The sequence below is a fragment of the Halobacteria archaeon AArc-dxtr1 genome (assembly GCA_025517425.1).
Classification (GTDB): domain Archaea; phylum Halobacteriota; class Halobacteria; order Halobacteriales; family Natrialbaceae; genus Halostagnicola.
This window is the reverse complement of the sequence record JAOPJY010000001.1, coordinates 879,393-894,794: the sequence shown is the minus strand read 5'-3', so window position 1 is coordinate 894,794 and position 15,402 is coordinate 879,393. Positions and strand designations below refer to the sequence as shown.

Sequence of the window (15,402 nt, the reverse complement as noted above, 5' to 3'; positions counted from 1 at the left end):
TGCCTCGTGCGTTCACCGGTGTTCTACGAGTGCGTCGGCCTTGCTTCGAACGCGGATGGGTTCGCTCCGGGTCGCTAGGTCCACCGCTGCCTCGAGTTTCGTGGTCGTCTCCGCGTAGATCGTGTACAGCGGGTCACCGTCAGCTATCGAATCACCGACCGATCGATGGACCACGAGCCCGGCCCGCGCGTCCCGCGGCGCCCCGGCCCGTCTGGCCACGTCACAGAGTTGCCTGTTATCGACGCGGGCGGCGACGCCTGCACGCTCCGCGTGAAGGGTCGCCGTCTCCTCACCCGGCTCGAGGTCGTCGGTGCTGACGTCGGGGTCGCCGTTCTGGGCGGCAACGATCCGCCGGAACCGGTCGAGGGCGCGCCCTGACTCCAGGATCTCGCTCGCCGAGGCGTCCACGCCGCAGTGATCGAGCAGCATCTCCGCGAGCCGTACGGACTTCAGCCGGAGCGATTCCGGCCCGTCTCCCTCCAGCACGGCGAGGACGTCGCGAGCCTCGAGGACGGGTCCGACCCCGCGTCCGATCGGATCCGTCCCGTGAGTGATCGCGCAGGTAACGTCCATTTTCAAGTGCTCGCCGACACGCTTGAGGTCGTCGGCCAGCTCTCGCGCCGTGACGAGACTCTCGACTTTCGCTCCCTCTCCATAGGGGATGTCGATCACAACGTGGGTCGATCCGGCGCTTCGCTTCTTCGAGAGGATGGAGGCCATCAACTGGCCTGGCGGATCCACCGAAAGCGGATTCTCAGCGCGGATGATCTCGTCGTCGACTGGGGAAAGGTCGACGCCGCCACCCCAGACGAGACAGGCGTTCGTCTCCGCGACGAGTTCCTCGATTCCGTCGACGGTGAACTCGATGTCACAGAACACCTCCATGACGTCCGCGGTCCCCGCCGGCGACGTCACGGCCCGCGAGGAGGTCTTAGGCATCGCCAGTCCTGCCTCTGCGACGATCGACACCAGAATCGGCGTCACGCAGTTTCCCGCCACGCCGCCGACCGAGTGCTTGTCGGCGACGATCGGGGCATCCCACGTCAGCCGCTCGCCGACGTCACTCATCGCCTCGGTCAGATGCTTCGTCTCCTCCAGCGAGAACCCGTTCGTATAGATGGCAGAAACGTACGCACCTAGTTCGATGTCCGAGAGTCGGTTCTCGTGAATGTCCTCGACGATCGTCTCGAGTTCGTGGCGCCGGAGTTCGACGTCGTTCAGTTTCTTTCGAACGTATCGGACCGATCGGGGCGTCCCAGCGAGCGTCACCTCGACCGGACTCCGAACGTGGTGGAGTGGCTCGGTCAGACCGACGACCCCCTCCTCGACCAGTTCGTCGGTCACCTTGACGATCCCCGTCGTCGTTTTCTCGTCGTATCCGATCCGGACCCGATCGAGAGGATGGGCCCCCAATTCGCTCGCGTCGGTGGCATTCAACAGGACGAGCGCGCGGCTCGTTCCAATGTCGATTCTGACTGTCTTCAGTTGCATTCGTTCGTAGGAACCTCCCACGAGGGGAAAACGGTGGTGGGCGAGTGGTGTCTGGGGCGGACCCGGTCCCCGACAACGTGCGCTTTCGGGTATCGATCCGGAGCAGCGTTCGTCCGCGCGGTTTCGCCCATCCCTCAGAGCCGTCGCAGTCTCGTCCGATCGCTCGCCGACGACGTCACCGGCCACCTGTTCTCGCCCACTGCAGGCGAAGGTACTGACCGAAAACGACGAACGCCCCCGCCAGGCTGGTGAGCGCGTACGCTACCTCCTGGAACGTCAGGATTGCGGCCGAGACGACCAACGCACCGGCGAGTACGGCGTAGCCGACCCCGGGATCACCATCGCTCGGCGGGTCCACGGGGTCGGTTCTGACGACAAGTTCGCCGTTCTCGAGTTGGCCCAAAACGGTATCGGTTCTGGCAGGCAGTCGAGCGAGCACCGGCGTCGATCGGCGGAGATCGGTTCGGAAATCGTCGAACAGTGCCTCTAGTTCGCTCTCGATAAATCCGTGATCGACGAGAAACGAGCGCGTGACGGCGATGAAGTCGAACTCCGGGTCCAGGCTCCGACAGACGCCCTCGCCGACCGTTCCGACGCGCACGAGGAGCAGGACGTTCGGGGGGATACGGAACGGGAAATCGTAAAGCGTCGAGAACAGCTCAGTGATAATCATCCGCCAGGTGATGTCGGACCGCCCTTCGAGGTTCTCGATTACCAACTCGAGGACGCGCCGGAGTTCGGCGCGGTTGACGTTCGGTTCCAGCACCTCCAGAGCGATGAGCGTCTCCAGTAGCCCGTCGACGTCCCGACGAACGAGCGTGCGATAGAGGCTCGTGATGTCATCCTGCTCTTGCTGGCTGAGGCGTTGACTCATCCCATAATCGTAGATGACGAGTCGGCCGTCGTCGGTCACTGCAAGGTTTCCAGGATGGGGATCGGCGTGAAATACGCCGTCGACGAGTCCCATCTCGAGGTATGTCCGGGCGATCAGCGTCGCCATCTCGGTCGGTTCGATACCGACGTTTTCCAGCGCCCGCTCACTGGTGATCTTCTCGCCCTCGACGTACTCCATCGCCACCACCCGTTCGGAACAGAGCGAGGGGTACGCCGTCGGAACGACGATCCGATCGTCGTCGGCGACGTTGTCGCCGATCTCGGCCATGATCGACGCCTCGCGTTCGAAGTCGAGTTCCTCGAGGATGATCTTCTCGAAGTCGTCGGCGATGTTCTCAAGCGAGTAGCGCTGGCGCTCGTCGGCGAACGTCGAAAGCAGCGGCACGAGGCCCCTGATGACCCGGATATCGCGCTCGATGATCGGGGCGATTTCGGGCCGGCGAACCTTCAGCGCGATCCGTTCGCCCTCGTACTCGGCGGTGTAGACGAACGCGAGCGACCCGCCGGCCACGGGATCGACGGTTTCGAGATCAATCTGCTCGTCGAGTTCTGCCTCAACGACCGTCAGGGGATCACCTCCCACCCCTTCGGGAACTTCGTCCTGTAATGTCGCGAAGACGTCGACGTACGTCGGCGGTACGATGTCCGGTCGGGTCGAGAGCACCTGGCCGACCTTGATGAACGCCGGCCCGAGATCGAGCATCGTTTCCGTCAACCGCTCGGCGCGTTTGCGGTGGACGTCTTCCTCGACGCGCCTCGGCGGCCCGATGAACAGGAATCGCCGTCGATCCCTGAGGAAGGCGATCGCGAACGGGAGAAACCGGAGGAACACCTGGAGATACCGGCGGTAGTACCCGTTCATCGTCGCCGACGAGTGACGAGACCGCTCAGGAGACAATCCATACGACTGTGTTCGAACAACGATCGGAAATACGTGGTGGTGGAACGTACCCAAACGCGTCGAACGGCTAGGTTCACTTGGGGACCTCGCGGTTCGGCGTTGCATGGAGACGCTGTACGCCGACGGCGCCGAACGTTCCCGGCCCCAACTCCGGAAGATCGCCGAACCGTGGCGACCCTACCGGAGCATGGCGACGCGGTATCTGTGGGCTGAGTACGAGTCGTGAACCTAGGGTAGATTCATCCGTCGGTATGTAACCCGTCGTTTCCAATCTGGCACCTGCGCGTGTTTGCTACGCAACGATCGAACGCTATCGAGACGCAAAACGGGGACTCCCGTCGATGGGTTTGTGGTAACTACAGAGCGCGACTGCGACACGGACTCGTGACCAATCACCGGTGAGCAGTGATTTCTCAGTGTGGGGAGTGCTTACTGATCCGTTATCCCTTCTGGGACATCCTCGACTCCACACGCTTGCAATACCTGTCGAATATGGTAATCCTTCTGAGCGGGGTCGTCCTCGCTCAGTGCTGTCTCAAGATGGGTTTTGCACTCCTTGCTGAGTTTCGTCATGGGGTGACTATCCTTTTGAACTACAAAATAATATTCGGACTCCAGTAGCAATCACCAATTCAGAAGATCGGTTCATCGCTAGCTCTTCTCAGCTACAGCGACGTTCGACAGGTATCGCGACCGATTTTGGCTGTGACGTAGCCGTCCAGTCCGATCGCTTACCCGATGATCAACCCGGTCACGATAACGTATCCACCGACTCCCACCAGCACAGTGGGGACGAGCCATCGGTCGAGACGATCAGAAATACCATCGACAGCGACGCGAGACACGATCTGGAGCGCAGTGAGAAAGACGAGTCCGGCGCCAATCAGATAGACACAGACTACGAAGAACAGCTCTCGTGGCGAAAGCTCGACGAAAAACGGAATGAACACCGCGACGTTTTCGCCGCTGAGACCGATCCCCGCGACGGCGACCACACCGATCCGTCCGAGGGAGTTCGGCACAACTGGCAAGTCGTCGATCGTTGTTTCTGGGGGACGCCGAACGAGGCCCCAGAGGCCGATGCTGAGGGGGACAAACCCCAAGAGAAACGTCCACTCTTGGAGCAGTTCAGCGGCGACGATGGTCCCGATTATCGCAGCGGCGAGGCCGATCGAAAAGCCCACGTAATGTCCGACGAGCACCTCCCAGACCCGGTAATCGTTGTCCGCACAAAACGCACCGATGACGACAAGCGTATCGACGTGTGTGATGGCGAACAACCAGACACCGACAAGCAGAGTGGTCTCCACGGAACACCGCTTCCATCACAGTGGGCTCGTATATTCGTTCCTCTCTGTAACTCCGTTCGCTGTAGACGCCGTGTTTGCCACGCACAGGTAACACTGACCAGCGAACCCGGACGACGATCGCGTGTTACTCCTCTTCTTCGGGCGTATCCACGGCGTCGGAATCGACGCGTCGGCTCACGTCTACGCGGTAGTGTTCCAGAATGTCGCGGCCAAGCAAGACGGGGTAATCCATGTGACTCCGGTCCTCGACGCTCGCGGTGACGGTGTGGCGGTTGCCGCCGACGGCGACCACAACGTCGACCACAGGACGGCTGCGAGATGTCTTGCTGCTGCCGGATTTGACGCGGGTGATCGACTTGATCGGGCCCGCGCCGATCTCGGCGGCGAGCTGGGTGTCGATGCTTGTCCGGGTCGCGCCGGTGTCTGATTTCGCGTGGATCGTCTTCGAACCGCTCGTCCCGAGGAGGGTGACCTCCTCGATGTAGCCGATGATCGCGGGCTCGTCGTCGACGACGACCGACTCAGGCGGGCGGGCCGACGGCTGGGAGTCGTCCAAGGAGTGGGCCAGCTTTTCGACGCGGCTTTCGTCGACCGCTCCGCCGGCGCGTTCGATGGCGAGTTTCGCGATGTAGGGAGCCGGGCTGACTCGAGTGGCCTCGTACAGCCCCTTGAATCCCGCCGTTGGGTTCACTTCGAGGACGAACCAGCCCTCGTCACCCTGGACGAGGTCGACGCCAGCGTAGTCGAGGCCGGTCGCCTCGGCCGACTGGCGAGCCATCTCGCGGACGGACTCCGGCAGATCGTCGGTCGCGTCCTCGACGTGCCCTCCGAGGGCGACGTTGGTCCGCCAGTCGTTGTCCGGCGCGTAGCGATACATCGCGCCGACGATCTCGCCACCAACGACGTAGACGCGGACGTCGCGGTTGGGGACGTCCTCGATGTCGATGAGCTGCTGGAGGAACGCGTATCGGTTGCCGACCTTCGCGTTGATCGGGTCGTCCTGGCCGACTTTCCAGGTGCCGCCGCCGTGGGTGCCGATCGCGGTCTTGTAAACCGCCTCGCCGCCGAACTCCTCGCGGGCGGCGTTGAGTCGATCGCTGTTGAGCGCGAGCAAGACGTCGGGGACGCGAACGCCGTGGTTCGCCAGCACCGCGGCCGTCGAGAGCTTGTGAAACGCCGTCATGACGGCGCCGGGCTCGTTCAGCATCGGAACCAGCTGTGAGAACGTGTTCGCGATCCCGAGTTCCTCGCAGGGCTGTTCGGTGTTCGAGAGCAGCATTCGGTTGGCGATCACGTCGACGTCGGGCTCGACGGCAACCTCGCCGTCGTTCACTTCGACGCTCGTATTCTCGTTTCGTAACCACTCGGTGTCGTGTCCGAGTGCTTCGACGGCGTTCAGAATCGCTTTCGTTTCTTTACTCGTGTGAAGACTCAACACACCTACAGTGACGGGATCGTCGACGGCCATGATCGCTAGACACCAACGTCGATGAAAAGCGTTGATAGATCGATCAGCGATGTGTGACTCTCACAGTCGAGTCACTGTCCGCTTCGCGCATCATGGATAGACACCCCAGTGTGACTGTCCACAACTTTTTTGTTGGAGCACGAACCATTTTTCATGCCCTCCAGACGTGATCTACTCGCATCAGGCGCCGTCGCGGGAATAGCCGGTTTCAGTGGCTGCATCGGTGACGTAACCGAAGCCGCCGGAGTCAGTAATGCGATGACCCGAACCCTCTCCGTGGCAGAAATAACCGATGCGCCGGACGAACACGGAATCTCCTTCGACGTCGAGATCGAGTCGGCGTCGCTGAACGATGGCGACCTCCCCGAACTGACTCTCGAGGTCGAAAACACCGGACCACAGCTCGTGGCATTTTCAATCTGGTTTCGGTATCGCGTCGGCCAGTTCAGCGGAAGCGAGCCGAACGGACTGTACACCATTACGACCGAAGAAGCCGACCGTCTCGACCTCGATTCGGACGGGTGCTGGTCGCTCGCGGACGACGAGCGCCTCGTTCGAGAGGACGCGCTCTACGACGGCGTTCTGGAGTCAGGTGAGACGCAGTCGGACGTTCGCCACGTTATCCAACACGGCGACGATGTCGACGACTGCCTCGCCACCGGCGAGTATCGGTTTTCGTCAGCGTACGAGGTGTACGATCTGGAAAGCGAGGAGGAATACCACGAGGGCGGTGGTGAGGACGGCGAGCGCGTCGAGTGTGGGTTTACGCTCGCAGTGACAGACGAGGCGTAGCTCGGAGACTCTGTTCCCTCGACTCACTCCCCGATCTCGGGCGTCGCAACGATCTCCCGAACGTCCTGCGGATCGAGCAGCCCGCTCGCCACAGCCAGCGCAGCCCAGATCGCCGCACCGAGACCGATCACGACGAACAACATCACGATGCTCGAGACCATCGGAACCGCCACGATGACGGCGACGGCCATCGCGGCGGTGACCGCACAGATGGCCCCGATCGTCCGCGTGAGTTCGGCGACTCGCAGCGAGAGCTCGGAGTGGACGATGTAGAGATTGACCGCCACGTAAACGGTGTGGGTAGCGACGGTCGCGATCGCCGCCCCGATGACACCGATTACCGGCAGCAACGCGACGGTCAGGATCACGTTCGCGACCGACGTCCCGCCTTTCGCGATCGCCCGTGATCGTGCCCGACCCAGGTAATCCAGACTGTCGCTGGTCAGGTTCGTGATCGCTTGGAGGACGATGAAGGCGGCGAGGATCTGCAAGACTGGCCCGGCTCCGGCGTAGTCGGCGCCGAACACGAGCGTCATGAACGGACCGGCGACGATTGCGAGCCCGACGGCAGCCGGAATGTAGAGCAAGAGGACGTTCGTCAGTGCGCTCTCGTAGATCTGGCGGGCCTCGGCTATCTTCCCGGCTGCCTTCTGCTCGCCGAAGTTCGGCGAGATGGTAAAGCCAAGCGACTCGGCCGGCGCAAGCACGAAGTCCGAAATCTGCTTTGCGAGGGTGTAGAACGCGACCGCGACCGGATTCAACAGCACGCCGACGAGGACGATGTCGATCTGTTTATCCAGAACGTTCGCGCTCCGGGTCGCAGTCAGTGGAACGCTGTACTCGACCAGTCGCCGGGAGAGGCCGTCCTCGTACCGGTTGGCGGGCTCGTACCGGGAGTAAAACGTGAGGTACAGCGCCGTAATTCCGACGGCGGCGCCGACGGTGTAGCCGACGATGTAGCCAAAGAAGGCCCCGAGGGCGCCGAGACCGAGCAGGACGAAGGCGACGGCGAAGACGAGACGAGCCACGCCGCCGATCGCCTGGACCGCCGCGCTGTAGCCGAGCTGGTTGAACCCCTGGAAGACGATCTGGGCGAACCCGTCGAACGACCGGACGGCAACGTAGACGACGCCGGCGGCGAGAAACGGGGCAGCATCCGGATCGCCGAGGAGGTCCGCAATCGTCTCGTGGAACAACAGGAGGATCGTAGAAACGATCGCAATGACGACGAGCTTGTACGCGACCGTCGACCGCAGCAGGTGGGGGATTTGTCCGGGGTCTCGTTCCCGATACTCGGCGACGTACCGCGCCGCTGACTTCCCGAGGCCCACGTCGGCAAACAGCTGGACGACGGCTAAAATGCCGATCGCCCAGTAGAGCGCGCCGTATCCCTCCGGGTCGAGCAGGTACCGCGCCAGCACCAGCATCAACAGCGCACTGGAGAGCATGTAGACGGCTCGCGCGACGAGCGTCGCCTTGAAGCCGCGGACGATGTGCTCCTGTCTATTCATAGCGTCGTCTGGGGTGTCGTCACCATGTGTGCGGATTCATCGATCGTCGGCCGGTCACAAACGTCCGATCCGCCATGTCGACGGCGGTTCATCTGGTGGGTTGCCCGGTACACCAATTGTAATGGAGGGCGAACAGCGGGAAACATCCAGATACATCGGATACTTTGGGTGACCAACACATTCGAAATGAGAACTGTCCCAACGAGTCCTGACCGTGAGTCGACGACATCCCGAAGCAGTTGCCGGGGCGATCAGAGATAGGATGCGTCCCAGCGCGTCGCCTTGCGTCGGTTTCCGCAGGTGTTGCACTCGATCCGCCCCATCGCGTCCATCGCGTTATCGACCGAGTCACAGTTGCCACAGAGCCAGCCGTAGCGCCGATCGCGGTCAGGCCCCTCGTAGACCGCGTAGAACGGCGACTGCGAGCCGCGCGTGACTTCACCGTAGCTCACGATGCGATTCTGCCCATCGATCGTGAGGTCGTCGGTCGCCTCCCAGCTGCCACCGTTCAGTCCGCCCTCGACGTAGACGTTCTCGGTGAACGTCTTGGCACCGATCTCGACGTCGCGCTGGCTCGCCTGCTCGAAGCCGTGTTCGCGGTAGAACGCGTTTCCAGCGTCGTTGCCCGCGAGGACGAAGCCGAGGATATGATCAGCACCCGCTTCGAGCAACCGTTCGCGGGTGCGAACCAGTAGTCGGACGCCGAGCCCACTTCCGCGGTGGTCCGGGTCGACGTGGAGCCAGAGGATCTGTCCCGTGCCGTAGCGCTGGCCGACCAGTTCGCTCTGGGAGAACGCGATAATCTCGCCGTCGCGTTCGACCACTACGAATAGGGCGTGGTCGTCCGCGATCTCGTCGGCGGCGCCGTCGCCGTACCACTGGTCGATCCCCTCTTCGACAGTGTCCTCACCGAGAAACTCCGTGTACAGCGAGTGCAGCGAGCGGCGGGCCACCGTTCGGATCGACGCCAGATCCTCCTCGGTTGCATTGCGAATGTCCATACGAGCTACGATAACAGGCCACACACAAAATAAGTATCCCCGTTCCTCATGACGCTTCGTCGAATTCGATCCGCTAAAATACTCGATTCGACACCGCCCAACGAGCGCTTCGTCATCGGGGCCGAGTTCGGCCTCGTGACGGCACACGTTTTAGCGTTGGCGATAGAGTGAGTATATGAACGATGCGGAGCCTCCCAGCGACGGTGCGGATCCGGACGAACTGGAGGACGTCTTCACCTACAACGGCGGCCGGGTCGATCCGGGTGAGTCCGCGAACATCCGATACGGGATCAGCGAGACCTATCTGGGCGATCCCGTGCGAATCCCCGTCACCGTCGTCAACGGCGAGCATCCCGGGCCGACTGTGTTCCTCTCGGCGGCCGCTCACGGCGACGAACTAAACGGTATCGAGGTCGTCCGCGAGGTCGCCCACGACTGGGATCACTCGGTTCTCCACGGAACACTCGTCTGCCTCCCCGTAATGAACGTCCCCGGCTTTCTGGCCCAGGAGCGGTACCTGCCGATCTACGACCGGGACCTGAATCGGTCGTTCCCCGGCCGCGAGGGGTCGACGAGCGCCCGGCGGATGGCCCACCGAATCTTCACGAACTTCATCGAGCCCTGCGACCTCGGTATCGACTTCCATACCTCGACGCGTGGGCGGACCAACATGCTCCACGTCCGGGCAGACATGGAGTTTCCCGAGATCGTCCGGCTGGCAAACGCGTTCAGTTCGAACGTCATCATCGACGGCGAAGGCGCTTCCGGGACCCTCAGACACGAGGCGACCCAGGCCGGCGTCCCGACGATCACCGTCGAGATGGGCGAAGCCCACCGCTTCCAGCGCTCGCTTATCGACCGCGCGCTGACGGGCGTTGCCAGCGTCCTCGCGGAGTTCGGCCTCCACACGGAGTCGTCTGTCCACTGGCCCGGCTGGCGGACCGTCATCGACGACGACGACGAAAAGACCTGGATCCGTGCCGACGCGGGCGGGATCGTCGACATGAAACACGGTCGCGGCGAGCTGGTCAGGGAGGGCGACGTGATCTGTACGATCACGAACCCGTTCAAGGAGGAAGACGACATCGTCTCCGTCGAAGCCCCCTTTACCGGACTCGTCGTCGGTGTTCTCGAGAACCCCGTCGTCTACCCCGGAAATCCGCTCTGTCACCTCGTGGGTCTCTCGCCGGACACGATGACTGCCTTAGAGCGAGAGGGCGCCGATGGCGGCGATCCGTTGCTGAGTTACCTCCAGTAGCGTGGTCGGTAGGTCGATCAAACGCGGTTCACCCCGACGCCCGAACGCGAGCGCAGACACTTGGACAAACAGTCCGAACACGCACGCACTGGCTGGCGACGTCGCGTCACCGCGGCCGACGCCGTACATAACCGTACCTTCGTTACCTGACCCAGTAGTATACTAGCACCGCCCATCCAGTTCCCTGTGGGCGACATTGGCGAGTTCCAGACTCTCGTCGTCGCTACCAGCAGCAACCCGACCGTCTCGACGAGGTATTCGAATGGAGAAAACGAACTCACTACAGAAAGAGTCGGAGCCCTCGACGTTAAAAATGAGTGAGACGACGGTGTCCTTGATCGTCTCGGTGTCGGCTAACAAACCGGCCACAGATCGTCAGTGCGACTCGGTCCAATATCCGCCACAGCTCACAGTTTCGTCGACACGTTCGCAAGCGGCCCCACGGCTCGAGGGGCACAGATTATCCCCTGTGGCTCCTAAGCCTTGGGCGTGAACGATTCGACACCGAGCGGTTCGACCCGCCCCGACACAGCGGGGAACTACCACGCAACCGCTCCGGAGGGGTCCCGTCGATGACGCGCCTGTGGGGCGTCGACCCGGCACTGCTCTGTGACCAGCACTTACTTGGCGAGCACTCGGAGATGCACCAGGAGGTGGGGACGCTGCTGAATCATCCCCACGGCGAGGCTATCGTCCGGGGCCACGCCGAGCGAAACCAGGTCGACACGAGCCTGCTTCAGTCACGCCACGACGAACTCGCTGTGGAGCTCGAACGGCGGGGAATGAACCACGAGAGCCCGTTGGCCTACGATGACGACCACGAGCTGGGATCGATCGACGTCGAGCGCAACCTGTCGGAGTTGGCCCAGCGGTGTGTCGACTGTCGGGCGCGGATCGAGGCTCGGGAGGGAGAGACGACCACCGAAGACGACTGAGTCGCGGAGGTAGCTTCTGTCTGAGTAGCGATATTTACACACGACGCCGATTGGGAGAGCCGACCGACGATTCGCGCGATTCGCTCCTGCTGCGTGCCAGCACGAGATTCATACCATTCCAAATCATAGATCGTGATAATGTCGAGTGATCAGCTCGAGATCGATCTGGATGCGGTTCGATCGGCGGAGGGAGAGTTACCACTGGACGAACTGTTCGGCGTTCTCGCGAACGCACACGCCAGATATACCCTCTACTTTCTCTCGGACCGACAGACCGCGACGCTCGAGGAACTCACCGACGCGGTGACGGGGTTCGAGGCGGCGGCGACAGACAGACTCGCAATTTCTACCGACCACGACCGGGTCCGAATCCAACTCCACCACGTAGTCCTTCCGAAACTCGACACGCTCGGCTACCTCGAGTTCGATGTCGAAACGCTCACCGTCGCCAGAACGAATTCGCCAAAACTGAACGCAATCCTCGAACGCGGCGACTGATCCCATCCACGAGACAGATGAACTCGCTCCACGACGTACTCGAAACTGTTCGGTCCCGACAGAAGACACTCGAGGTGTACACGGACGACGAGGACGTCACAGCGGAGCTCAAAGCTCAGTTTTCGACGCGAAACGTCGACGTCGTACACCACGACCTTCAGACGGGATCGAATCGAGCCCTCCTCGTGATGCGGGACGAAACGGGCGAGTTCAGTGGCGCCCTCAGTCTCGAAACGTTCAACGCAATCCTCTCGCCGGAGATTTCCGCTCCATGGGAACCCGCAGACGCAGGCGCCGATCTCCACGTCCTGTTTCGGTTCCTCGACGAGACGATCTTTACCGCCTACGACCGCCGCCAGATGCTGGCGACGACACGCGAGATCGAAGAACGCGCCTGGCGCGTCGACGACGGCACGCTGTACGTCGGCTTCCAGCGCGTCGCCGCGTTCAAAGCGCAGTTCCCGATCTACGAGCGGTTTGCCCACGACAGCGACGTCTCAGTCCGAATATTCGTCGAAGACGAGTGGAGTGGCGCGGTTGGAGTCCAGCATGGAACGGCGAGCGAGAGCGGGATCGGCTCCGCCGACGCGAGCACCGTCCCCTCTGCCGACGCAGTCAACGTCATCTCGGACGCCGGTGGCGAACTCGGTCAGTTCTGGTTCGTGATCTTCGACGGCGGTGGCAGTGAGCTGAACGCGTGTGGGCTGCTCGCAGTGGAGCGCGATCCCGGTCGGTATTACGGATTCTGGACGTACGATCCTGCTCTCGTCGACGAGATCGTTTCGTATCTCCGATCGACGTACGGCGCGTGATCGAGCTACCCAACGGACCGGAGCAGAACGATCGCTCCCAGCCCGGCACACAGCGACAGCAGGATATTCTCCGTCCGCCACATGACCACGGCCGTGACGCCCGCAGCGCCCCACGCCGCCGGGCCGCCGGCGGCGAGCTCCGGACCGAGAATCGCGACGATGATCGCGCCGGGGAGCACCGAGATGCCGGCCTCAACCCGATCGCTCAGTTCGACGTGGCTCACCAGCCACAGTCCGCCCATCTTGGTGATGATGGTCGCGACCGTCATCAGGAAGATGACGAAGACGACCAGCGGGTCGAGCGAGAGCGCTCCCGAACCGATCGCGGGGATCGTCTCGGTTCCGGTCCGTATCCACTCACTCCTCATACCGCGCCACCTCCACGGCGCAGGCGGCGACGCCGCCGAGCAGGATGTACCACTGGCCCGGAAACAGGGAGGCCGCGACGAGCGCCGTCGCGAGGGCGACACACCAGGGGACGACCGAGGATCGCCCCTCCCAGAGTTCGACTGCGAGCGCGGCGAAGACGGCGGCGAGGATGAAGTCGATGCCGTAGGCTCTCGGGTCACCGATCGCCCCGCCTGCAGCCGCGCCCAGGATCGTCGCTCCGACCCACGCCGTCCAGATTGCGATTCCGCTTCCCAGCAAGAACGCCCCACGTCCGCTGCCGGACTTGAGATCGCGCAGCGTCAGCGCCCAGTTCTCGTCGGCCATCAGGAAGAGGCTGCCGTAGGCCTGGCGCGGTGAGAGGTGGCGAAACCACGGCCGTAACGCAGCCCCCATCAGCGAGTACCGGAGGTTGACCACGAACGTCGTGACCACGATCGCGGCCACCGGAATCGGGTTCTCCCAGAGCTCGACGGCGACGATCTGGGCGGCTCCGGCGACCACGGTCGCGCTCATCAGCGCCGCTTCCGCGACGCTCAAGCCCGCCTGATCGGCGAGGATGCCGAACGCGACGCCGTAGCCAGCCACGCCGAGGGCGACCGGGAGGGTAATTACGAAGCCAGCCCAGGCGCCGCGGGCGCTGAAGCGTACGTCTGTCGGGGACTTCGTGGAGGCCTCGGACGGGAACTCCGAGGAACCCTGCGTAGACTCGTCCGATCCGGTCATGTCGTTCGTCGTCAGTCAGGCATCGACGCGTAAATCCGGCTCGGAACGGTCGGCCTGTGTGCGAGGCGGCACCGACTCCGGTAGCTACTTGGGGTGACCGGGCGACCGACAACCAATGAGCGGCCGTGGACCGAAGCGGGAACTCGCAGAGAAGATCGCCGGCGAGATCACGCTGAGCGACGATCCCGGCGCCACGTTGCGCAAGTGGCGGACCGACTTCGATGTCTCACAGACCGATCTGGCGACGGAGCTTGCGGTCTCCTCGTCGGTGATCTCCGACTACGAGAGCGGACGGCGAGAAAGTCCCGGGATCGGCGTCGTCAACCGTCTGGTCACTGGGTTGCTGGCGATCGACGAGCGCCGCGGTGGCGAGCGGATTCGCCAGTACGGCCGGGTTCTGTCGGCGGGTTTCGAGAGCGACGTCGTCCTCGATCTTCGGGAGTACGCCACCTCGTTGCCCCTTCAGACCGTCTACGACGCAATCGGCGGGACCGAGATCAGCCGCGGGGAGACGGACCACGTAAGCGGCCACACAGTCGTCGACAGCATCAAGGCGATCACTCGCCTCTCGAGCGAGGAGTTCTTTCGCCTTTACGGGCAGAGTACGAGCCGCGTGCTCGTGTTTACGAACGTCACTAGAGGTGAGGGCGTCGGTATCGCCCTCCGAGTGCTGAACCCAACGCCAAACGCGGTCGTCCTCCACGGAATCGAAGAGGACGAGCTGTGGGAACACGCGGCCGAACTCGCGCGGATCGATGGCTACTCACTGGCGACGACGACCCAGCCGATCGAGGACGTTCTCGAGTCGCTGGCGACCGTCGAGTGAGCCGGGTGGCGTTAGGACTCCCCACCCGAGACCGTCTCTGGTGCGTTCGCCGCCAAAAACTCGAGTACTGCGTCCGTCCCCTGGAACCCGTCAGCGAGCGTCGCGACTGCCTCGCCCTCTCGGAAGCAGACCAGCGTCGGCACCGACCGGATGGAAAAGCGGGACACGAGCGAGAGATCGTTTCCCGGGTTGACCATCCCGATCGGGACGCCGGTCTCCCGAGCGACGTTTCCAAGCACCGGCTCCATTGCCCGGCACTTAGCGCAGCCGGCCGTGTGAAAGAAGACGAGTGCAGCGTCCCGGTCCGCGACGAACGATTCGAGCGCGTCGCCGTCGGCGACCGTCGTCGGTTTCGGTGTCGTCGGACCCATGTCAGGTGTATCACTCCGTCGGACAAATGTATATCGCCGGTCGTACGGAGATCGTGAGAGTACCAACTCGAGCGGACGGCTCTAGAGTACGGACAGCCGTCCGTCGACTCGCGTGGTGACCTTTCTGCCCCCTCGTCGGTCTGTCAACCGTCAGATGAACCGACGAACGTCCCTCGCGACGGCGACGGGCGCTCCCGAGACGCCTTTGTCCGCCGAGAACG

General features: G+C 62.9%; 15 protein-coding genes and 1 pseudogene. 7 read left to right on the top strand and 9 right to left on the bottom strand.

Annotated elements, in window-relative coordinates; all coding sequences use genetic code 11:
* Positions 1–12 precede the first annotated feature (12 nt).
* Entirely contained in the window at positions 13–1,491 is a 1,479-nt protein-coding gene (locus OB905_04565) for an AMP phosphorylase (GenBank protein MCU4925259.1), read from the bottom strand.
* 175 nt (positions 1,492–1,666) lie between these two features.
* On the bottom strand, positions 1,667–3,247 hold the full coding sequence (locus OB905_04560) for an AarF/UbiB family protein (protein MCU4925258.1): 1,581 nt from the start codon (positions 3,245–3,247) through the stop codon (positions 1,667–1,669).
* An 85-nt stretch (positions 3,248–3,332) separates the two neighbouring features.
* Here OB905_04560 and OB905_04555 point away from each other — a divergent pair.
* Positions 3,333–3,512 (top strand): annotated as a pseudogene (locus OB905_04555) (hypothetical protein).
* Positions 3,513–4,017: 505 nt separating this feature from the next.
* On the opposite strand, the gene OB905_04550 reads toward OB905_04555, so the two are convergent.
* Positions 4,018–4,596, bottom strand: a complete 579-nt coding sequence (locus tag OB905_04550) for a cadmium resistance transporter (GenBank protein ID MCU4925257.1) — start codon at positions 4,594–4,596, stop codon at positions 4,018–4,020.
* A 124-nt stretch (positions 4,597–4,720) separates the two neighbouring features.
* Positions 4,721–6,064 carry a RimK family alpha-L-glutamate ligase gene (locus tag OB905_04545; protein MCU4925256.1) on the bottom strand — a complete coding sequence of 448 codons (1,344 nt, stop codon included), beginning with the start codon at positions 6,062–6,064 and terminating at the stop codon, positions 4,721–4,723.
* 153 nt (positions 6,065–6,217) lie between these two features.
* Here OB905_04545 and OB905_04540 point away from each other — a divergent pair, with 153 nt between their 5' ends.
* The gene (locus OB905_04540) at positions 6,218–6,856 is read left to right on the top strand and encodes a hypothetical protein (protein ID MCU4925255.1); all 639 of its coding nucleotides are present in this window, start codon (positions 6,218–6,220) and stop codon (positions 6,854–6,856) included.
* A gap of 23 nt (positions 6,857–6,879) precedes the next feature.
* Here the strand turns inward: OB905_04540 and OB905_04535 are convergent, their stop codons facing one another.
* Positions 6,880–8,367 carry a flippase gene (locus OB905_04535; GenBank protein ID MCU4925254.1) on the bottom strand — a complete coding sequence of 496 codons (1,488 nt, stop codon included), beginning with the start codon at positions 8,365–8,367 and terminating at the stop codon, positions 6,880–6,882.
* Between the two features lie 251 nt (positions 8,368–8,618).
* Positions 8,619–9,368, bottom strand: coding sequence for a GNAT family N-acetyltransferase (locus OB905_04530; GenBank protein MCU4925253.1), 750 nt, complete (start codon positions 9,366–9,368; stop codon positions 8,619–8,621).
* A 175-nt stretch (positions 9,369–9,543) separates the two neighbouring features.
* Between OB905_04530 and OB905_04525 the strand changes: the two genes are divergently transcribed.
* From OB905_04525 to OB905_04510, 4 genes are all read left to right on the top strand, one after another.
* Complete coding sequence (locus tag OB905_04525; protein ID MCU4925252.1) at positions 9,544–10,626, top strand: succinylglutamate desuccinylase/aspartoacylase family protein; 1,083 nt, start codon at positions 9,544–9,546, stop codon at positions 10,624–10,626.
* Positions 10,627–11,198: 572 nt separating this feature from the next.
* Positions 11,199–11,561: a pyrimidine dimer DNA glycosylase/endonuclease V gene (locus OB905_04520; GenBank protein MCU4925251.1), complete on the top strand. Its 363-nt coding sequence runs from the start codon at positions 11,199–11,201 to the stop codon at positions 11,559–11,561.
* Between the two features lie 138 nt (positions 11,562–11,699).
* Entirely contained in the window at positions 11,700–12,059 is a 360-nt protein-coding gene (locus OB905_04515) for a hypothetical protein (GenBank protein ID MCU4925250.1), read from the top strand.
* A gap of 17 nt (positions 12,060–12,076) precedes the next feature.
* Positions 12,077–12,871 carry a histidine kinase gene (locus OB905_04510; GenBank protein MCU4925249.1) on the top strand — a complete coding sequence of 265 codons (795 nt, stop codon included), beginning with the start codon at positions 12,077–12,079 and terminating at the stop codon, positions 12,869–12,871.
* Between the two features lie 5 nt (positions 12,872–12,876).
* On the opposite strand, the gene OB905_04505 is transcribed toward OB905_04510, so the two are convergent.
* A complete protein-coding gene (locus OB905_04505; protein MCU4925248.1) occupies positions 12,877–13,239 on the bottom strand; it encodes an AzlD domain-containing protein in 363 nt (120 codons plus the stop codon).
* Complete coding sequence (locus OB905_04500) at positions 13,229–13,984, bottom strand: AzlC family ABC transporter permease (GenBank protein ID MCU4925247.1); 756 nt, start codon at positions 13,982–13,984, stop codon at positions 13,229–13,231. The genes OB905_04505 and OB905_04500 overlap by 11 nt, the downstream gene beginning before the upstream one ends.
* Before the next feature lie 115 nt (positions 13,985–14,099).
* Between OB905_04500 and OB905_04495 the strand changes: the two genes are divergently transcribed.
* Entirely contained in the window at positions 14,100–14,810 is a 711-nt protein-coding gene (locus tag OB905_04495; protein MCU4925246.1) for a helix-turn-helix domain-containing protein, read from the top strand.
* Between the two features lie 11 nt (positions 14,811–14,821).
* Here OB905_04495 and OB905_04490 read toward each other — a convergent pair whose 3' ends face one another.
* Positions 14,822–15,181: a thioredoxin family protein gene (locus tag OB905_04490; protein ID MCU4925245.1), complete on the bottom strand. Its 360-nt coding sequence runs from the start codon at positions 15,179–15,181 to the stop codon at positions 14,822–14,824.
* Between the last annotated feature and the right edge of the window lie 221 nt (positions 15,182–15,402).